The organism is Sphingobacterium griseoflavum (assembly GCF_014653155.1).
Classification (GTDB): Bacteria; Bacteroidota; Bacteroidia; order Sphingobacteriales; family Sphingobacteriaceae; genus Sphingobacterium; species Sphingobacterium griseoflavum.
In genome coordinates this window covers 217,822-237,496 of sequence record NZ_BNAF01000008.1, presented here as the reverse complement: position 1 = coordinate 237,496, position 19,675 = coordinate 217,822, and the positions used below count along the sequence as shown (strand labels likewise).

The window sequence follows — 19,675 nt, the reverse complement described above, 5'->3', positions numbered from 1 at the left end:
TAAAAAGGGCTGTGTTCAATTTTTCGAACACAGCCCTTATCCTCATCTGTCCAACCTCAGCCTACATTTAGATACCGCACCAATTCAATCTCACCTCTCTACTCCACTTCTCTCTCTGCACGTAACTCTTGCATTATTTATTTTTATATTTGCCAATGGTAATGACGGCTCTGCTCAAACGCGGATCATCATAGAACATATTATCCACACCACCTTTGTAGTCTACTTCCAGCTGGTTTGCCGGCACACCGAATTCGCGGACCAAGACGTTGTAGATGGCCTGCGCCCGTTCGCGGCTCAACCGATCATTGGTGGATTTTGAGCCGGTCCCCTTATCCGCATAACCAACAATCGAATAGCTCAGTGCCGGATCGCCTTCTTTGATGATCTTTGCAAAGAAGCCAAGGTTCACGCGGGCTTCGTTGCTTACTGTGCTTTTGTTGATGGGGAAAGTCACCAATATTGGTGCGGCCAGAACGTTTTTATCCACGATGACCTCCGTAACGGTATTATTTTTGGCATCCGCCAATTGCTTTTTCAGCGCATTATTATCGGCCGCCAATTCATTGACCTTATCGCGCAACGCCCTCAACTCGGTTTCATTGGTATAGCGGATCACGGTCTTGGTGTTTTTATCCCAATCCCGTTTGCCAAATTTGTACACAATTCCCAAAGCTGTTGTCAACATGCCTTCGTCCTTTCGGCCACCCAGCTCACCGTCAAAGCGATCATGCACCAAACTCCCGCGAATATCCAAAGTCAAATCCCACGAGGGGTTTAAGCGGAAGCTATTGAACAAGCCTAAATTTGCACTGACCTCCCTTGTTTTCGGCTCCTCCCATGTATACATAGCCCCGAGACCTACATAAGGACTGAATGTGTAGAAGCGATCCGGATTGTAGCCTCCAATCATATTGCTCACATTAAAGAGCACATCACCATGTAGGTTGAGGTATTGAAATTCCTGTCCGTACAGCCCTTGTGATGCATCGTACACCACGCCCGTCGTGTGGCTTCCGTTTTGCGTCACCCCTTTGTTCTTCAAGCCATTCAAAGCCAAACGAACACCGATACCGGGCGTAAACCATTTGCCCACATGCAATTCGTAGGCCGGCACCAGGCGATCTCCAAATTTCATCTGTTTGTTGTGATCGCCATAAAAAAACTGCCCACCAACACCCGCTCCGATAAACCAGTTATCAAAAAATTTATTGGTGACAACTCGGTGTTTTTCGCCGCTCACTTCCACCGTCGAATCTGGGGTGGATACCACCGTTTGTGCAGAGGACGCAAAGACGCAAAGTGAAACTCCCAAAGTCATTAAAATCGTTTTCATAGTGTTGATGCTTTTATTTTGCTTTTTATATCTTTTTGATAGCCTATCTAAATCTCCCGATCTATCGCTGTGGCTACGCTATATTGATTGGGACAAAGTTATTGAATAGCATACGTCAGTGCTGTCGAATTCTGTCTACATTCAAGGGTTTATTTATTCTTGTAGCGATACCTCTACAGGCTTACTGTCAAAATATCCTTCATTCGTCATGCAGCGATAATTCCAAAAGGATGCCCTAATTATGAGATGTCGCAAAAGAGGGAGAAGTAGGCGCGGAAAAATAGCGGTAACGGTTGCCTACGACAGTAACCAACACCATTTGAAAATTTAGGATGATCGAGCAAAAACTATTTTGAGACCATGTAAACCAGGATAATAAGCGCGGAGATCGTAAAAATGCTACGTAGCATGCACTTGTTGTGTACATGCAATGGCTTATTGTTTGAAAGCAACAGCTCGTTGTCGGCTAAGGTCATCCTCTTGCATGCTTGCAGCAGCCTGTCGGATAAACGCTATATGGACATGTTTATGCGATTTAAGACATAGCACAGCTGCAAAACCTTCATGGCCATGCGCGATTAAGCATCGTGTACAACATATCAGCTATCTTCGGATGTCGATTTAGCAACTTGGAAAAGCTAAAAGAAGTCGTACGTTAACACTAAAGTATTTTAATATTACTTAGAGGAAATTTCACATTTCGTGAAACGAATGCTACGTAGCATTCGCGTTATGCACGCGTCCTTCAGGAGGTATGCTAAAGCGTACGTTGCATCTTGATCATGCAATCAGTCACGGTTCTTGCGTTTTGCGTCACTGCGCGCCGACAACGTCCTGCAGCAACTTGCCGATAGCGCACTGTTTATATATGAAGCGACAACGATCTTGCGCTCGGCTATGCGGCACGTGCGCTACAAGCCTACGTATTAGAAGGGCAGCGCATTGCTCGATTGCAAGGGTGCCCTGCTGCTATGCGAAGCTCAGCTCCGAGCAGTAACATGCCTGCCTGTGCAGGCAGATTTACCCGCGGAACAAGCGTTTGAAGAAATGTAAGAAACCCGTCCGTTCTTTTTGGTAGCCATAGCCATAGCCATAACCGTAACCGTATCCATAGCTTGACTTCTGCTTGCGGATACCGTTGAGTAGAATGGCCATATTGTTCAGTTTGCCTTTGCGGTAAATCTTTTCGATTTCGGGCAAGAGGCGTTTATCCATTGCACCGGCCCGCACCACAAATATCGTCAGCTCAGAAATACGGTTTACGACAGCGGCATCTGCGACCAAATCGATCGGCACATTATCGACGATAATATAGCGGTAGCGTTCCTTCAACTGCGACAGCAAAATATCCAGCCGCTTGCTGAGCAGCAGCTCGACCGGGTTTGGTGCAATAACGCCAATAGGTATGACATCGACCCCTCTACCGATATTGGCGCGGTACGTGATATGCTCCAACGACACGGCCGGATCTGCCAAGAAGTGCGTTACTCCCTTTACGGATCCGAGTTTCAGGTGGTCACTTAAGGTTCCTTTCCGCAGGTCCAAGTCGAGCAAGACCACCTTTTGCAGCAGAAATGTTAAACTGGCGGCCAAATTTACGGCCGTGAACGTCTTTCCTGCACCCACATTGAAGGAGGTGAAAGTGATCACGCGGATCTCCCGTTCTGCTGAAGACATAAAGCCGATGTTGGTGCGGAGAATGCGGAAGGCCTCGGTTGCGGGATCGCGACCTTGCTCGTTGACCACGACATCATCCTGGTTGCGCGATGTACGCTTAGCATAGGGGATTTCTCCCAAAAAAGGCACGGACACTGCTTCTTCGATATCCTTGCGCCCGTTGATCTTGGTATCCAACAGCAGCAACAGCATAAGCACCACGGTAGGCAGTACCAGACCAAAGCCCACGCCGGTCATCACTTTACGCACCTTGTTGGGGTAAAATGGCGCTTCACTGCCTGACGGTGGATCCACGACGCGTAAATTGTCATCGGTCATGGCTTGATTCAGCGCATTTTCCTCCCGCCGGTTAAGCAACAGGATATACAGTTCTTCCTTGACCTTCTGCTGCCTTTCAATAGACAGCATCATGCGTTGCTTGGCGGGCAAGGCTTGCGCTTTCGCACGCGACGCTGCTTCATCCTCCCGTAAATTGCGGATACGGATACGCAGCCCTAAAACCGAGTTGTCCACCGAGCGGTAAATATTATCGCGAATAGCACCCAATACCGATTCCATGTCCTGTACAATCGGATTGTTTGCATTATTCCCCTCGACAAAACGGTTTCGTTTGAGGAGCACCGCGTTGTATTCCGCAATTTGCGTTTCGATATTTTCATCTACCAAGCCCGTATTGGTTGGGATCAGGCTACTGTTTTCGTTGGCATTGTCCACACGTTGCCGCATTAACTCCACTAAACGCAGCTGCGTCTCAATGCTACGGGTGGAGGTTTGGTAGGCACGGCTTTCGCCCCAAAATACATCCGTTGCCGTGTTCACGTCCATCCCTTCGTTGCGCGCCTTCATTTCTTCCAAGTTGGTTTCTACGTCTCCGAGCTCGCTTTCGATGATGGCAATGCGCTCTTTTATAAATTCGGCAGAATTTTTGGCGATCCGATTTTTGTCTTCCACTGTTTCCTGATTGTAAACCGTGACCAAAGTGGACAGCATATCTCCTGCACGTTCGGCCGACACATCTTCCATAGACATGGACAACAACGATGCGTCGTCCTGCATCTGTTCGATACGCAGACGTCCCAGGTAGTAACCCACCATGCCCTCGCGGGGTGATTTAGCGACAGTTACCGGCTCGCCGTAATACGACTTATTAAATGTTTTTGTGGTTTGGATAACAATACGCCCAAACGGTGTCTTCAGTTCCTTGCCGATGGGCACCTCCGTATAGCTTTCCAAATCGCCTTCCGTAATGGCAAAACGTACTTTTGTAGAGTCAATAGCGGTCAGTTTAAAGGCAAAGCTGCTTTCTGGCTTGGCCTGCAGCAATTTGACGTCGAATGGCGACTCGCGATATAATTCGATGGTTCGCAAGCCTTTCTGCACCGAATAGCTCACATCGGCATGCAGCCGGCTGATCGTGTTGCGCATCAGCTCTTTGGAACGCAATTGCAGGATCTCGCCGGCGACATTAACCGTATTGTAATAGCTGTTCAAGCGCGTTGCACGGCTTACGCTCAAAGTATTGGACGTACTCTTGATCATGACGGTCTGCGTCCGGCTGTATAAAAATTGTGTTTTGCTATACTCGTAGTAATAATACCCCCCGAATACCAGTATAGATAATACAAACCAATACCAGTGCAGCAGCAGGTATTTGATCAAATCTATCAGGTTCAGCGACTTCCCTTCTTTCTCTCTGCTTTCGAAATAGGGGTTATACGATTGATTATCCATAGGGCCAAACAGTTAATTACGCATCAAGTTCAAGAGGGTCAACACCATGGTTGCCACGCCAGTGATCAAACCAAAATAAGTCAAGGTCATGGTCTCCCGCGGAGTCATTTCGCCCGTTCTTGGTTCTACATACACGATATCGTTCTGCTGCAGGTAGTAGGTTGGCGAATTGAATACATCCATTTTTTCAATATCGTTGAGATACATTTTCCTTCCGCCGGCTTCTTCGCGAATAACCGCGACTTTATTTGTCTTTGCGTTGGCCGTTAAACCACCTGAACGTGTGATGGCCTCCAACAGCGTAATTCTGGAATCCGGGACATCCAGCACACCGACAGCGCCTACGGCGCCCATCATGGTGATCTTTAGATTCATCAGCTCAATCTTGATCACAGCATCGCTGATCAGCTTTTCCTGCACCAGTCTATCGCGCATCATATCGCGCACGCCGTCTAAGGTCAGCCCTTCGACATTGATCGTGCCCAGCACCGGGAACTCGATATTCCCATCCTGATCGACCAAATAGCCTTTGTTGGTGTTGGGGCCTGCCATAGGTACGGCAGTCACCGATCCCTGTGCCGAGACATTATACACCCCACCATCCGGATTAAAAGGTGCAGCCAGTTCTGGGTTTTTTGACGTAACCTGTATACTTAGGCGGTCGTTTTTCTGTATCCGCAAGGGCGGCACCAACGCCGTATTGTACACCTTATTGGCCTCCATATCTTTCAGATAGACCACTTTTTTAGGCACGATGCAAGACGCAAACGCAAGAATGCATGAAGCGAAAATAATGATGACCGAATTTTTCATCTGACTAAATTGTTGTTAAAGTTGAGAAACCACCTCCTATTATGCAACCACCTCTTGGTATAGAGCCTGCTATGGTTATGTATGAGGACAATGGCTTCATTCGCGTACCTCGTTTATTTGTTTTTGTTCAATCTCGGTTTCACAGAGCAGTGCGGCCTCCGCATTGGGTAGGCAATTTAAATGTCCAACGGGTACATATTCCTGCACGCGTTGAAAAATGGATGTCATTGCTCCGAAAAGACCGCTGTTCCACCGTAAACCAGAACCACTGGGCAGCAACGTTATCAGCGCCTCCTTGCCTCTCTTCCATTCCAACTTATTTTCTTTGGCCTGAGAAAGACGAATGACCGCGCGCAACGCCACGCCTACGTTTCGATAACAGGGCGTTTTGCCACTCCAGGGCGTGCCGTATATCCACACCTTGTTGTCGGCAGCAATCCGTATAGCAGGATTATCGTCGTTCAGCAACTGATAACCTGACAGATACGTCAGCCACAATCGGCTATGGGTGCTTTTTCCCGTACCGCTCTTTCCCAAGAACGCCACGCCCCCTCCTTGTTTCTCCACTACAGACGCATGAACCAGCAGTGTTTGATAACGAAGAGCCGACTGAGCGAAGGTAACCATTAACAGCCAAGAAAGTACCGTAGTAGACTGTATTTCGTTTTCCACAGCGTATACCTCATTGTGGAAAAAATCTTTGGAACTACGCATTTTCCATTCTTCTTGCTTCGTTGAAGTACGCAAGATGGTGTAGTAGTAATTTTCTGATTCGCGAAACTGGAAATGGTCGCCCCAAACCAGTGACTCTTCACTGAGCAACTTGGTCTGCTCCATATCGTCCTGTAACTTTTCAAAGCCTACGGTTACGCTCAGGATGGGATCTCCATCGGTGTGCTCAACGAGAAAAGGTGCAAAACTGGGCAGCGCCTCGGCGCTATTGACAGTCCGCGGCAAGTAAATTTCCATAAGTAGATCCGCGATGACATAGTGCATCCGCTGTTGGCTTTCGTTTTGGTTGATTGTTTTTACGTCCTTCATTAACCCTGCATGTAGATGGTTTCATGGCATTGTGCTGCCAACTTCATATCGTGTGTGACAAATAGCATAATCTTTTCGCCTCCAGCTTCCAAAAGCCGCTGGACAATCGTTTCACCCGTTTCGGGATCCAGTGCGGAAGTAATCTCATCGAAAAGCCAGATAGGCGCATCCTGCATCATGGCGCGCGCAATCGCTATACGCTGCGCCTGCCCTTCCGACAACCCAAAGCCCGATTCGCCAACAACGGTTTCGAGTCCTTGCGGCAAGGAATAAACAAACTCCGCATTGGCCAAGTAGATAGCCTGCTTGATTCGGTCAGCATCGATGCTCGTCCCATAAACTAAATTGTCTAGTATACGCCCGCTAAACAAAGAGTTTCCTTGCGGAACATAAGCAAAATTCCCGCGGTGTACATTGGATAAAACAACAGATTGACCATTTTGTTCGATACGGATGGCGCCTTGGTGCGTTTTGATGAGGGCCAGCAATAAGCGGATCAATGTAGTTTTCCCACGTCCGCTCGCGCCAACCAGGGCGACAGGACGGCCGCGCTTTATTTCCGCGGAGAAATCCGCGATGACGAGGCTATCTTCGTAACGGAACCCTACCTTCTCGAAGATAATACGTTGGGGGTCGGTTAAGCGCTCGGGTTGTACGGCAGCTTCTTTTTCATCATGGTGCAGTTCCAGCAAGCGATCCGTGGCGGTACGAAAGCGAATAAACTGAGGAACGAAAGACATGGCCTGTAAGATAGGCGTCTGTATGCGCCCTACCAGTTGCAGAAACGCCGCCATGGTGCCAAACGATATCTCGCCCGCATTTAAGCGATAAATACCCCAGATAAAAGTCAACAAGTACCCTCCGTTTATCGTAAATTTCATAATCGTCTGACTGCCCACGGCAAAATTCTGCTGCGCCATTTTAAGCTTGAACACGTGGTCTTGACCATCTTTAAGCTTTTTTTCTCGCGCAGGGATTAACCCCAACGCACGAATGAGCAAGCGAAAGCGCAGATTTTCCTGCAGCACATTTCCAAAGTTACTTTCTGCCTGTTTGACTGCTGCATTGAGGCGGCGCATTTTCCGGAAATAGAGTTTAGAAAACAAAAAAAGTGGCGAAATACCTACAATAACCAGCGCCAACATCGGGTCCATCAACCAAAGGAAACCAAAGGAAGCCCCCAACCGCAGCAGGACCAGCAAGAAAGAAAGCGCACCTTGGCTTAGCATCTGCGACACCTCGACACTGTCTCCCTGCAAGCGGAGCATCAAGTCGCCCGTATGCCAATCTTTGGCGAATTTCCACACAGCCCGCATCTGTCCGCCTAAAAGCATGCGCTGCAACCCTAGTTCCATTTGCAATCCAGTCGCCTGATTCCACCTGGTAGAAATGGCCTTTACCAATAAACCGCAAAGTACGGTTGCCACCAGGGCAGCCAATGTCATCCGCAGGTTGCCCGACACCGCGTGGATAGCCAAATCGATGGCCCGTTTCGAAAAGAATACAAAGAGTAAAGAGAGGCCGATAGCCCATAGTTCCAAGAGGAAATAGCCGAGGAGCGGTTTTCGGTAACCACGCGTGAGCGACCAAGCCCAACGCAATTGATATGTCAACGAGTGTGCACGCATCAGCTTATTTTAAGAAACGGGAATAATATTGCACAAAAGGGAAAAAGCAGGTCTCGTAGGGGGCGTACCGCACGTACAGCCTAAAATTGCGCCGCCATCTCTTGAAACTGTCCACGCGTCCGTTCGTCGCTTCTTCTCGCGCCAAATCAACCCGCTCATCGTGGAATCCGAAATTTCCCGCCGTCAAGATTTCCTGCATCATCCAATCGGCTTCCAGTCCCTCCGGCAAAGGAAAGGGCAACAACCTGGCGTCCAGTCCCATATATTTTACCAATACGAGGTGCAGGAGGTCTATCCACTTCCGGATACCCAGTTTTTCATACAGCCTTTTCAGCCGCTGGCCATCCAGCGCTGGCCCATATTGCCAACAAACCCTGGCCGAATCGCAAAGTTGACGTATGCCAATGCCGAAAGAAAGCAAGTGCTTCAGAATATGCGCGTTTACTTGAACGAGTGTCAATGCCGCCGAAGGCAGAACGATCGTTTCGCCATCCAGCACCATGGCTTGCCGATGTGGCTGCTCCTGCTTTTCCAACCGCTTTAAGTAGCGGTTTAGAAAGGGGTTATGTATATCGAGGAGACGCGCGTGCAACTCGGTATCGCACTTGTTCCATAGCACGCTGAAGCTAAATCCTGCTTGCTTCTCCGGATTGAGGTTGCGAGAACGGAACAAGGCATAAAGACGTGTGTAAGATGCTTTGTCGGCAATATACCAGTCAATATCGCCGCAGATACGGCGGTTTGGATTGGGGTAACATTGTGCCAGCCCTTGCCCCTTCAGCAAGACAGGCTGTATCTGTTGTTGCTTAAAGACCCGGGTTTGCGCAGCAATGATTTTGTTCATCCACAGATTGCGCCGTTCAATGGCGTCTACCCTTACGGTCCAGCGTAAGCGCAACGTTTTGTCCGGGAGAAATTCGGTTGGCAGTTTCTGCAGCCCATCAAATAAAACACCCTCTACGGTATGGTTTATGGCCAGCTGGTAAAGCCTTTCCCATTGCAAGGTTTCTAGGGGAAAACAGGCTGCAGGATGTTCCTGCCTGGCCTCCCAAAGACCCAACCGCAATAAACAAAAAAAAGCATGCTGTATCCGTTCTTCGCCCATCCATTATTTTTTAACCAGACCCTGCGATTGGAACAATGCGATTAATGCATCGGCATCCTGCGCAGCAGTTTGCCTATCGACCTCGTAGCGCTCGAGCAATAGTGCCGTAACATCATCCGAATTGAAATCTTTGCCTTGCAACTGCTCCCATAGCCAAGCCGCTGTTTCGTTCAAGGTATACACGCGTGACATATCTATTTGATCCTGTCCCGGTTCTACAATGATGTAATCGTCTCCCACATGTCTGAGCATTAAATCTTCTCTTAAAATCATCGTGCAGTGTTTATCTTTTTCACTTTAGCAACCACTCGTCTTAGAGGTCGCAAATAATACCAACACAAGCCAAATAGACGGGATATGTGCGCCTCTGCATTCCAAATCTGCCGATCGCCACGATGGGCAGAAAGCACAACGGCCATTACATCCTCTTTTTTCACCCATTCGACCTGCGCGAAATTGGCATCGCCTGCCAAACCCAACAATGCGCCGTCCCTTTTCACCAAGCGGTGCAGCACATATTGCTGTTTCCACTTGGCCAGCAGCACCTCACCGCGTTTCCAACGGTAGGCCGTGGGCTTCCTAATGACGACTCTGTCTCCCTCGCGCAAGAACGGACGCATGCTTCCGCCTTTCACGAAAAACACCACTTCACGCCCTTCGACCAAGTAGGGTTCGATCTCGTCAAAGAACAGCCGATTGTTGATCACTACTTTTCGTGGCCTGTCTATCATCTCGCCTTGTTGAATAATAAAGCAATTAAAATACGTAAAGGTTTCGCAATTTGTCTAGCAAAAAGCCAACAATTTAAAATATGCGTATTTACAACCTGCCTATTTTATCTTGCTTTCCAGCAATTGGCGGTACACCGTTAGGGCTACCTCCACCATATGCCCTCGCGTAAAAAGCGAGGCAAACCTAGCCTTTGCACCGGCCGATAGCTGCTCGTACAAGCGGGGGTTTTCCCCAATCTCTTGAATTTTACGTGCCAATTGCAGCGCATCCGCAATGGGCACCACAAGCCCCGAGACACCGTCTTGGTTTACCCAACTTACACCCGATTCGGGTATATCCGTAGACACGATTGGCTTTCCACAAGACATGGCTTCGATCTGTACAATCGCGAATGCTTCCGTTTTTAAGACTGAAGGCAAGCAAAACAGATGGCATGCCGCAAAATACGCCGGAATTTCCTCATCTGCAACATAGCCCAACAAGGATACTTTTTTTTGTAGATTTCGTTCGACAATAAGCGCCTGCAGTTCTTCCCGTAACGGCCCTTTTCCACCAATAAGGATATGGTAATCGTCGGGTAGGTTGCTCGCTGCCTCAATCAGATGGGCATAGCCTTTATAGGCTACGAGGCGTCCGAGGGACAAGACGATCTTTTTACCGGCGTAGCGCGCTTGAAGCTGCGCAACAAGCGCCGGATCAGGGTGTAAGGGCTCTACCCCGATCGGGATATAACTTGTTTTATGCTGCACCTTTCGAAGAAATGGCGACTCGGCCACATATTTGGGCGTGGTGCCCACGATATGGTCGGCACGCTTGATCAACCAGCTTTGGAGAGGAGCATAGACTTTCAACAATAGCTTTTGCTTTAATATATCGCTATGCCAATGCAGCAGTACTTTACCCTTGTACCCAGCGAGGTACAAGGCCAAGCAGGCCATCGGATCGGGATGGTGCACGTGGATGATATCATAATTTTTTGCGATGCGACGCAACGTCGTGATCAGGCTAGGCGCCAGTTTGGTCGCAGCCGCACTGATCTGCGTCGGCATCACGAAAACGCGCGCTAGGGGGTTGATATGAATGGTTTCCCCGGGCTGGTCTTCGGTAGAAGCGCAAAGCATATCACACGGAACACCGGCCTCCGATAGCCCCAGCATCAGATCATACATCACCTTCTCCACACCACCCCGAATGGGGTAAAATTTACCAAGTTGCAATACCTTCATCCCTCTGTTTTTTACTGTTCCAACAATTTTTCAAATAGCGCTTTCCAAGCGTGCACCACCGGCTCTTTCAAATCCTCCCGCTCCGCGGCCTGCAAAAAAGCGCGGTTGCCCGCTATAATTGCCTGCATCTGCTCGGCCAAAATCTGCGGCTTGTCTGTCGGGAAGAAGGCCACTTCGCTGTTTCCTTTTGCCGTTTCGCGCGCGTAAGGTAAATCGGCCAGCAGCATAGGCTTCTTAAACGCGGCGAATTCCGAGATCGGCAGGCCCCAAGTTTCCACTTTGGACGGAAAAAGCAGGCAGTCGGCTTGTTGGTAATACTGGTATAGCGTTTCCCTTTCCAGATACCCTAGGAAGCGAAGCGCGGGCACGCCTTTGCCCCAACGTTGGTGCAGCCATTTCGTATACCTATTTTCGGTTCCGCTGATCGTTAGCAGCAGCTCAAAATGCTGTATGCCCTTTTTCCAAAGGATTTCTGCCGCAGCGCATACACATTCGATATTTTTATGGCTATCTCCGATGGCCGGGTAAATAAACACATATTTCTCCGGATCCGCTCGGCTCGTTGTATCAGCAACAGCAGGTTCTTCCTGCTGCGGTGGCGCGACAATAATCTTTTCGAAAGGCAAGCGGAACATCCGGACAAAAGCCTCGCGAAACCACTCCTGCTGCACCACCAAGTAGTCATTCTGCCGGATATTTTTTTGGTAGAAAAAACGGGAGAATAAGGCAAAGGCCACAATTTGGGGCGCAAAAAACAAGTCCCTGTGATCCCATTTCAAAAACGGAAAGGAATTGTGGCAATATACTGCCCGGCGCTCGGCCTGCACCGAAGGTGTGGTATCATGCAGCGAAAGCCAAAGGGTGATGGGTTGCAGCTGCTGGGCTACTTTGCGCAGCGATACATATTCATACCAAAGCCTGTTTATCCAACGCTTTTTGGGCCATTGTGTTTCGATGTACTCGATATGCGGGAAATCTGCAAGCTCTTTTTTATAGACAATAGCTACCACGCGACACCCCGACTCGGCAGCGAAGACCGACAAATAACCCAGGCATTCCCGCAATATCCGCAGGGTACCACCCCGGTTCAAGTTGACCGCCGAAACCACAATAGTTTTACGCGGACTGCTGCTATCTCTGTTTTCCATGTGCTGTTTGCAATTCCGAAAATAGGTTTAACCATTGTTCCATAACGACATCTTCCGTAAAATCCAACGATCGACGCTCGGCAGCCTGCCCCATCTGTTGGCGCAGCACTTCATCCTCCATTAACCGCAACAGGCGCTCGGTCAATGTAGCTTTATCACCTTCAGGCACTAAAAAACCATTCTCACCGTCCCGGATAATATCACGCGGCCCGCATTTGCATGCGTAGGCCACCAAGGGCAAGCCACAAGCTTGCGCCTCAAGCAGCGCCATGGGAAGGCCCTCGTAGCGCGAGGTCATGGCCAACATCGCATGTTGTCGATAAGCCGATTCGATATCTTTGACGGGCGCCTCTAGGCGCACCACTCCTGTTAGGCCCAACTGCACTATTTGCGCCTGTAACTTTCCCTGCAGCGGCCCTTGTCCATAGATATGCAAGGCCCACCCGGGCTGCACCTGCCTGATTGTTGCCCATGCCGCTATCAGGTCGGCAAAGCATTTTTGATCATCATACCGCCCCACGGCCATCACCTTATGCTCCTTCCGATCTGAAACTGTAGTGGGCCGAAAGCTATTTGCATTGGGAATGACCCGGATATTGGGCAGATCGCCCCAGTAACCGCGGTCTTCATGTGTTAGCACCACGAAGCGCGCATACTGCTGCGCATACCTCAGGTCTTGTTTGCTGCGGTATTGGTTAACCAGTGCCCAAATACCCGCACGACCATATTGCAAACGTTTAAAGCGGGAAAAATGTATTTCCAGTATTTTTATACTGCCATCCGGAATACGCTGCAAAAAAGAAACCTCATGGTCAAACATGGAGATGCTGATATCGGCTTTTAGGTTTTGCAAGAGCACTGTTAGGCGTTTTCGGTGCAGCTTTTGCTTCTGCCCATAACTGAGCACCTTGTACAGCAAGCTGCGTCCGTTGTTGTGCACGTAGTTGATACCCAGATCGTGTTGCTGCACCCGGGGATCTAAGGGAAAGAAATTGGGCTTTCCTGCTTGATCGGTCGTCACGATATGCACCTCGAAACCCATTCGCGCGAAATAGTTTGCCTTATTGGCGAGCACCCGCTCCATTCCGCCGGAGTTACTCGTTGCCGCTATGCAGTAGACGATCTTCATGTGGCTGGTGATAATGGAGTTTGGGCGGGCACCTGACGACGAAAAGGGTTCGTTTCAATACCGTCCAAGCAATAGAAGAGCGCGTAGATGACGAAAATATCGGTAGCCACCTTAACCCATATGACGAAGGTGATGGCTAGAAAAAAGAAAAACATCAATGCATAGCGCTGGTTTCTTTGTGCAAAAACGTAGGAGTTGTACACGAAAAAAAGTGCGAAAACAGAAAAGCCTGTTAGCCCGCAATACAGGATAAAACGGCAATAGCCTATATCCGTGCTATACACAAAATTGTCAAATAGTCCCGAACCGATAATCCAGGTTTTGGTGTCCGTTGGCCAAACCCACATCTCCCGATTCAACTTATCCGTCGAATCGGTGCGCCATTCGCCTTTTTCTACCCAATTGAAGAAACCTTCGAAGGCAAAGCGCATATTATCATGAAAAGCCTCATCCGTTTGGTAGAGGTATACGGAGATACTGATACCCAGTACGAGGATCAATAGGAAGATCAGGAAGAATGTAAAAAAACGTTGTTGAATAACCATCCTCCATACGCCAGTGGCTATTCCCAAATAGGCTAAAGCCATCGCAAAGCCTAAAATGGTGGTGCGCGCCATCATATTGCCGATTAAGGTTATGGTAAAGAAAGCCAGCAGGAGCAGCGTCACTTTTCCGGCATGTTTCCGGATAGCGGCATCCTGAACCAATAATGCCGAAAGCATCACCAGCACGAGGGAGAAACGTACCCCCGCCGTATCCAACGCCGCCCCGATGCCATACAAACGGTCTACCTCCTCAAAGAACTCCTGGCCTTGGCTAACGTAGGTATCGACGAGGATCTGGAAAGATGGAATCCGATCGATCAGGATCGCCGAAACACATTGCCCAAAGCAAACCGCCGTTAAGTACAGGGTAATCAATTTAAAATTCGCTTCGCCATGCACAAGACGAATAGCCGTACATACCGCATAGGCACCAAAAAGCCATACGGCAAAGGAAATGTAATAGTTGGCATAGGCATAATCTACTGTATGGTTTACATCGGTCGCGTAGAGACAGACCATGGAAAAAAACACGGCAAGGCCGATGGCACCAATCAGGTCCAATGAAATGGCGTAACGTTTACTCCGCATACTGCTGTACAGCAGCAATACTATGCCGGCTAATGCCAATACATTTTTGGTGTTTAAGCTACTGGGCAGTATAGACAGACCTATTGGAAAGTAGTAAAAACTGACCAGAATTGTTAAAAATAGGTATTGTAGCAGTTTGAACATCCGATTACCGATAAATTATGCCGTAGATAAAACGAATGACAAAATAATAATATCCTTTTAATAGCCAAAATTGTTTTTTGACCGCCGCATATTGAAGCAGTCGGGTGCGCCAAGGCAAGCTAGTGTTTTTTAACACCAAACGATTAGCTTCGGGAAACCAACTCAACCAACGCTTGTATTGGCTCACTTTTGGGCTGATTAAAAAGGGGAGTTTATTGTTCAGTTTCAAAAAGCCAATCAGGTCGCCAATGCGAGACGCGTATTTACTCGCTGCCAAAAAACCTTCCAGTTCTTGTATATTGGCGGCCACCTGTGCCATATGCTGCTCGCTATAGGTCTTGGTCAAAGATGTCTCGTTGGATTGCCGGTAGTGGTAAAAAGCCTTGTCCATATACGCCACACGCTCGGCATGCGCAAATAGTTTGGTCATCACCATCATATCTTCCCCCATATTCATGCCGGGGAGGAAACGGATCTGATGCTCTTCGTAAAGCGAGCGCCTGACCAAAAATAGCCAAAGATTCCAGCGCATGGTTCCGCGTAACATCATCTCTACAGCTTCCCATGCTGTATGGAAAGCAGGTTGGTTCATTTTGCGCTTATTTTTGTCGAAGGCCAGGTACCAATTAAAGCCCACGATATCCGCATCCAATTGCTGCGCCTTCTCGACCGCTTCTGCAATGGTTTCCGGATCTATCTGATCATCGGCGTCCACATAATAAATATAGGTGCCCGTGGCATGATCCAAACCGGTATTGCGGGCGGCAGCCACACCACGGTTTACGGCCTGCCGAATGACTTTAACATCCCAATGAACCCCTTGCTGTGGCCCTTCTGCAAAGGCTTCTATGCAGGCAAGGCTGCCGTCTGTACTGCAGTCGTCTACAAATATAAATTGTAGGTAGGGATAGGTCAGTTTAGACAACGAAGCCAAACAAAACGGAAGTGTTTTCTCTGCATTGTAAACAGGTATAATAACCGATACGATAGGGGCATCCATCATGTTGCTTTTCCATTAGCGGTGGTGATTGTAGACACTATTTGCGCCACAACTTTCATATGCTGTGTATTGAATTTTCGTGCAAAGAGCAATGCCGAGCCATGCAACAACCCAAAATCCTGATCTCCCCAATCGTACAGTCGGTTATCTTTCCAACGAATCAGACGCTGACTTCCCTCGGCTTCATCGGCTAAGTTATAGATGCTATCTCGAAAGTTGGAATTCCAGCACAAAGTCTGCACAAAGATTTCATCGGCGCAGAACGTGTACCGATAGGTATCCAAAAGGCGTTGTGTATGCTGCAGCATAAAAGCTACGAAATCGTGTGTTAAGCTGACCCATTGGGTCCCTTTCTTAAATTGAATTGCCCGGTTTCTCCTTATGCCAAAAACGAGCTGGACGCGCATACCTATAAATCGAATAGCTCGCCGAAGATTGTCCGCCAAAGATCCAGACGACCGGAAATGACGCGGAAATAAGTGCCAACGTTGCACCTTCCGCTCGATATGAAGCGACTGATCGCCGGACGAGTAGCCGATAAACTGCTTTCCGCTGTTGACCTGGCAAAAGGCATGGATATAGTCCTGCCCGTGCAAGGGCAAATCGACCCCGGAAAGCAGGTGATAATGCCCGTAGGGTCCGTGTTGATAGGCCTGTTGAAATAGTAATAATTCAGCTTCCACCACGCTGACATCACCCCAGCGCACATCGATTCGATCCTCCAATATCCATAAGTTAGCCAACTCCGTTTGCAATACCGGAAGATCCACAACCTTTTTATCGATGTGGATAAAGATATCATTACGCGGGTCATCTATCAACACCAGCAATTGTTCCAGTATTTCAAACTGATTATGGGCCAATATGAGGTAAGCGTGCTTCATGGTTTGTCTCTCAGATGTTGAACAATGCGATCCACAATAGGCGTGGCCGATTTACTAAACTTCCTTGCAAACAAATAATCTGAATGCAACAGCAACGCCTCATCGTCTGATGTCAGCACGCGAGCGTTGCTTCCCTGAAAATCATTATACAAGAGATTGCGAGCATCAACGATATCGAAAAGCTTATTTTTCCCGGTCAGCAAATACGGCACAAAAAATTCGTCGCCGCACAGGCTCCAGCGAAATTTTGTCAAAACATCTTCCTTGTGCCTTAAAATATGCTGCACGGCACGATCGGTCAGACTTACCCAATTATTCGCTTTTATGGAGACCTTAGGCACATCCTTCTGTATACGCAAAATATATTGCAATTTCAGCAATACGTGCCAGCAAAAATTAGCCATCACTTTTTGCCATCTTTCACCGTATTGAAAATAATCAAGAAAAAAGTGGTAGCGGGCGAGTTTCATATTAATTTCGTAAGCATTCGTATACAAGAAGTTCAACACTTCCTGTCCAGTCCTCTTTCTAAAAAAATCGTGCATATCATCTTGTGACTTTAGTGGCAAATGTGTCCCTGAAATTAAATGATAGCGATCATATCCCTTACCTTCCAAAACGGCAGCTTCAAACAGCTTATACTCAGCCTTAATTTGAGAAACTGATCCCCAACGTACATCGACCCTATGCTCTAATATACACAATTGCGATTGCAATACGGAAAGCACCGGTAAGTCCTTCACCTTCCTATCTATATGTACGTAAATATCGTTTCTTGGATCATCAATTAGCGAAATCAACGTTTGCAAAACCTCAAACTCATTATGGGCCAAAATCAGGTAAGCATGTTTTATCACCAGCCCCCCTTTCCTTTTCGATACAGCTTCTGCAACGTATCCACCAATGATCTTCCCCATGGTTGTTGATAAATCTTTGCAAAAATCGCTAATTTAGGATCAACGTGTAATAAGCGCTTTGTCTCTCCGGAAAGTACATTGTAGTAAGACCACCATAGATCAAAAGCAACCGTAAAGGTCTTCCAGGGTTTTGGCCCTGTGTAATGCACATTCCCAATGCGTTGCACGGTTTGCCAGTCTTGCTCGGTGTAAAATTTTAAGAAATCAGCTTTATATCGTGGTAATAAGAATGTACGGATGCTGTTCCAAAATGGAGGAAGACCCATAATGCGTCCCTTACACAGTTGGTTAATGACATCCTGATCCGGAAACTCCAATCCTTCTTCTTTCGCCGCTTCCAAGAATTTAGCCACCATTCCATCGGCCCGAAGCTGCTTCAGGTTCATCAATAACAACCCACTGTTTATATAAGTGCCCGGCGCGCATCCAATAGCTTGCATATGCGCCTGCTGCACATCCAGCGTGGCTTCAAAAACGCCCGCCATATAATGATCTTGCAAATCTATTGTACGATATAGTAGCGCCAAATCGTTTCGGAAAATCATGTCGCAATCGATATATAAAACTTTATCATATTGCGGCAATAGATCGGGCAGCAATAAACGATAAGAAGCCGCTATGGTGTATTTGGGGTCTACGTAGATATCAGCGCTTATGGCGCCCGTTAAGTCCATAAAGGTAAATCGACCGCAGTCACCCACCAACTCGTAAAGAAGCTCTTGCATACGGTTTGGCAATGCTTCTGTCAACAAACAGATGAAATGAAACCGTGAATCTTTGGCAGCATTCCGTAAGACCGAGGATATGCATGTAGCGACCGGCACAAAATAGTTCGGTGTAAAGGCAATAACCAAAGGGATTATTATATTATTCTCTGCTTCTGACAGTTTTATCATCACCTATTTATTAATCCATTATAGAAATCACTTAATCTATTTGCTTCTTCGCGGATATTAAAACGATTAGCCGTTATTATATTTTCCACAGAATACCTTGGATAATCTACGAATTCACTCAAAATAATATCACACCACAATTGAGCATTATCTATCGCTTCGTATTGGATAAATTCCGTAATACCTACGAGTTTTGTCACATTGTTGGATACTAAACTTTTCAATGCCGCAGCCTGAGCCTCCACCAATACGAGTGGCAAACCTTCGTAAAACGAGGGCAGTAGCAGCACGTCCATAGCCATCATCAATTCAGGGATATCGTCTCGATTAGACAAAAAAATTACATTTTCACTTATATCCATCTGATTTATACGCAGTTCCATTTCCGTTCTTAATTCTCCGTCCCCTACCAGCAATAAAATTGTATCACTTTTTTGCTTTAAAACTAGCGCAAAGACATCCAAAAGGAAAAAGACATTCTTTTGTATGGAAAGACGACCGACAAAGCCCAAAACGAACTTATCCATCAACTTTAGCTTTTCTCGCTGTGTATCTCTAATGGGTTTTCTAAATCCGAATTTATCCAAATTAACCGCATTGTAGAGGATTATTGCCTTTTTTGCATAGCGCTTGCCGAAAACAGCATGTATAGATAAGTCACTCGCCCCTACTCTTGCAGATACTACTAGGTTCATTAAAGTTCGTAGCAATCTATTTTTCAATCCCGAACGAGCCATCGACAAATGTGCATGAGCGACACGCCCCCTAACCCCAAAAAGGGCAGCAACTGCCAAGTATACGGATGATTGCAGTTCGATATGGGCATGTACAATATCGTACCGATGTGAACGTATCAGCTTTGCCAAAAAAACCAATCTTTGAACAATTGGATCAGGCATATAAAACACACGGACGCCTAACGATTCAAAGATATCGTGGTACGCTTGGCGAGTCCCTGTATCTATTGCTACAATATCGAATTGTACCGACGAGCGGTCTAAAAACTGATAATAATTGTACAAAAAAGTGCTTATGCCTCCTGAATCAATTCTTGTTACAATGTGTAGTACTTTCATTTTAGACCTATGGTTATGCGTTTGAATAAATACTATTTTCTTTTCTACAAAAAGAATCT

17 protein-coding genes are annotated in these 19,675 nt (G+C 47.5%); all 17 read right to left on the bottom strand.

All coding sequences use genetic code 11. The features are described from left to right. Positions 1-133 precede the first annotated feature (133 nt). Entirely contained in the window at positions 134-1,336 is a 1,203-nt protein-coding gene (locus IE165_RS12245; RefSeq protein WP_229826537.1) for an OmpA family protein, read from the bottom strand. 1,020 nt (positions 1,337-2,356) lie between these two features. Continuing rightward, entirely contained in the window at positions 2,357-4,744 is a 2,388-nt protein-coding gene (locus tag IE165_RS12240) for a GumC family protein (protein WP_189626907.1), read from the bottom strand. 12 nt (positions 4,745-4,756) lie between these two features. Continuing rightward, entirely contained in the window at positions 4,757-5,557 is an 801-nt protein-coding gene (locus tag IE165_RS12235) for a polysaccharide biosynthesis/export family protein (protein ID WP_229826536.1), read from the bottom strand. Positions 5,558-5,653: 96 nt separating this feature from the next. Next, positions 5,654-6,598 carry a hypothetical protein gene (locus IE165_RS12230; RefSeq protein WP_189626906.1) on the bottom strand — a complete coding sequence of 315 codons (945 nt, stop codon included), beginning with the start codon at positions 6,596-6,598 and terminating at the stop codon, positions 5,654-5,656. Beyond that, positions 6,598-8,226 carry an ABC transporter ATP-binding protein gene (locus tag IE165_RS12225; protein ID WP_189626905.1) on the bottom strand — a complete coding sequence of 543 codons (1,629 nt, stop codon included), beginning with the start codon at positions 8,224-8,226 and terminating at the stop codon, positions 6,598-6,600. Before IE165_RS12225 ends, IE165_RS12230 begins: the two co-directional genes overlap by 1 nt. 4 nt (positions 8,227-8,230) lie before the next feature. Next, entirely contained in the window at positions 8,231-9,331 is a 1,101-nt protein-coding gene (locus IE165_RS12220) for a nucleotidyltransferase family protein (protein WP_189626904.1), read from the bottom strand. Between the two features lie 3 nt (positions 9,332-9,334). Beyond that, on the bottom strand, positions 9,335-9,604 hold the full coding sequence (locus IE165_RS12215) for a PqqD family protein (protein ID WP_189626903.1): 270 nt from the start codon (positions 9,602-9,604) through the stop codon (positions 9,335-9,337). After that, positions 9,601-10,062 (bottom strand): S24/S26 family peptidase, encoded by a 462-nt coding sequence (locus tag IE165_RS12210; RefSeq protein ID WP_189626902.1) that lies wholly within the window; start codon positions 10,060-10,062, stop codon positions 9,601-9,603. The genes IE165_RS12215 and IE165_RS12210 overlap by 4 nt, the downstream gene beginning before the upstream one ends. A 99-nt stretch (positions 10,063-10,161) precedes the next feature. Then, positions 10,162-11,289, bottom strand: a complete 1,128-nt coding sequence (locus IE165_RS12205) for a glycosyltransferase (RefSeq protein ID WP_189626901.1) — start codon at positions 11,287-11,289, stop codon at positions 10,162-10,164. 11 nt (positions 11,290-11,300) lie between these two features. Then, complete coding sequence (locus IE165_RS12200; protein ID WP_189626900.1) at positions 11,301-12,437, bottom strand: glycosyltransferase family 4 protein; 1,137 nt, start codon at positions 12,435-12,437, stop codon at positions 11,301-11,303. Beyond that, positions 12,421-13,566 (bottom strand): glycosyltransferase family 4 protein, encoded by a 1,146-nt coding sequence (locus IE165_RS12195; RefSeq protein WP_189626899.1) that lies wholly within the window; start codon positions 13,564-13,566, stop codon positions 12,421-12,423. The genes IE165_RS12200 and IE165_RS12195 overlap by 17 nt, the downstream gene beginning before the upstream one ends. Further along, positions 13,563-14,843: a hypothetical protein gene (locus tag IE165_RS12190; protein WP_229826535.1), complete on the bottom strand. Its 1,281-nt coding sequence runs from the start codon at positions 14,841-14,843 to the stop codon at positions 13,563-13,565. Before IE165_RS12190 ends, IE165_RS12195 begins: the two co-directional genes overlap by 4 nt. 4 nt (positions 14,844-14,847) lie before the next feature. Then, entirely contained in the window at positions 14,848-15,846 is a 999-nt protein-coding gene (locus IE165_RS12185; protein ID WP_229826534.1) for a glycosyltransferase family 2 protein, read from the bottom strand. Beyond that, a complete protein-coding gene (locus tag IE165_RS12180) occupies positions 15,843-16,727 on the bottom strand; it encodes a beta-1,6-N-acetylglucosaminyltransferase (protein ID WP_189626898.1) in 885 nt (294 codons plus the stop codon). The genes IE165_RS12185 and IE165_RS12180 overlap by 4 nt, the downstream gene beginning before the upstream one ends. Beyond that, the gene (locus IE165_RS12175; protein ID WP_189626897.1) at positions 16,724-17,644 is read right to left on the bottom strand and encodes a beta-1,6-N-acetylglucosaminyltransferase; all 921 of its coding nucleotides are present in this window, start codon (positions 17,642-17,644) and stop codon (positions 16,724-16,726) included. Before IE165_RS12175 ends, IE165_RS12180 begins: the two co-directional genes overlap by 4 nt. Further along, positions 17,581-18,540, bottom strand: a complete 960-nt coding sequence (locus IE165_RS12170; RefSeq protein WP_189626896.1) for a glycosyltransferase family 8 protein — start codon at positions 18,538-18,540, stop codon at positions 17,581-17,583. The genes IE165_RS12175 and IE165_RS12170 overlap by 64 nt, the downstream gene beginning before the upstream one ends. Next, entirely contained in the window at positions 18,540-19,616 is a 1,077-nt protein-coding gene (locus IE165_RS12165) for a glycosyltransferase (protein WP_189626895.1), read from the bottom strand. The genes IE165_RS12170 and IE165_RS12165 overlap by 1 nt, the downstream gene beginning before the upstream one ends. Positions 19,617-19,675 lie beyond the last annotated feature (59 nt).

Bases quoted from the DNA above. Each gene is read 5' to 3' on its own strand.
- IE165_RS12245 (WP_229826537.1), bottom strand. From the start codon at position 1,336: ATGAAAACGATTTTAATGACTTTGGGAGTTTCACTTTGCGTCTTTGCG.
- IE165_RS12240 (WP_189626907.1), bottom strand. From the start codon at position 4,744: ATGGATAATCAATCGTATAACCCCTATTTCGAAAGCAGAGAGAAAGAA.
- IE165_RS12235 (WP_229826536.1), bottom strand. From the start codon at position 5,557: ATGAAAAATTCGGTCATCATTATTTTCGCTTCATGCATTCTTGCGTTT.
- IE165_RS12230 (WP_189626906.1), bottom strand. From the start codon at position 6,598: ATGAAGGACGTAAAAACAATCAACCAAAACGAAAGCCAACAGCGGATG.
- IE165_RS12225 (WP_189626905.1), bottom strand. From the start codon at position 8,226: ATGCGTGCACACTCGTTGACATATCAATTGCGTTGGGCTTGGTCGCTC.
- IE165_RS12220 (WP_189626904.1), bottom strand. From the start codon at position 9,331: ATGGGCGAAGAACGGATACAGCATGCTTTTTTTTGTTTATTGCGGTTG.
- IE165_RS12215 (WP_189626903.1), bottom strand. From the start codon at position 9,604: ATGATTTTAAGAGAAGATTTAATGCTCAGACATGTGGGAGACGATTAC.
- IE165_RS12210 (WP_189626902.1), bottom strand. From the start codon at position 10,062: ATGATAGACAGGCCACGAAAAGTAGTGATCAACAATCGGCTGTTCTTT.
- IE165_RS12205 (WP_189626901.1), bottom strand. From the start codon at position 11,289: ATGAAGGTATTGCAACTTGGTAAATTTTACCCCATTCGGGGTGGTGTG.
- IE165_RS12200 (WP_189626900.1), bottom strand. From the start codon at position 12,437: ATGGAAAACAGAGATAGCAGCAGTCCGCGTAAAACTATTGTGGTTTCG.
- IE165_RS12195 (WP_189626899.1), bottom strand. From the start codon at position 13,566: ATGAAGATCGTCTACTGCATAGCGGCAACGAGTAACTCCGGCGGAATG.
- IE165_RS12190 (WP_229826535.1), bottom strand. From the start codon at position 14,843: ATGTTCAAACTGCTACAATACCTATTTTTAACAATTCTGGTCAGTTTT.
- IE165_RS12185 (WP_229826534.1), bottom strand. From the start codon at position 15,846: ATGATGGATGCCCCTATCGTATCGGTTATTATACCTGTTTACAATGCA.
- IE165_RS12180 (WP_189626898.1), bottom strand. From the start codon at position 16,727: ATGAAGCACGCTTACCTCATATTGGCCCATAATCAGTTTGAAATACTG.
- IE165_RS12175 (WP_189626897.1), bottom strand. From the start codon at position 17,644: ATGGGGAAGATCATTGGTGGATACGTTGCAGAAGCTGTATCGAAAAGG.
- IE165_RS12170 (WP_189626896.1), bottom strand. From the start codon at position 18,540: ATGATAAAACTGTCAGAAGCAGAGAATAATATAATAATCCCTTTGGTT.
- IE165_RS12165 (WP_189626895.1), bottom strand. From the start codon at position 19,616: ATGAAAGTACTACACATTGTAACAAGAATTGATTCAGGAGGCATAAGC.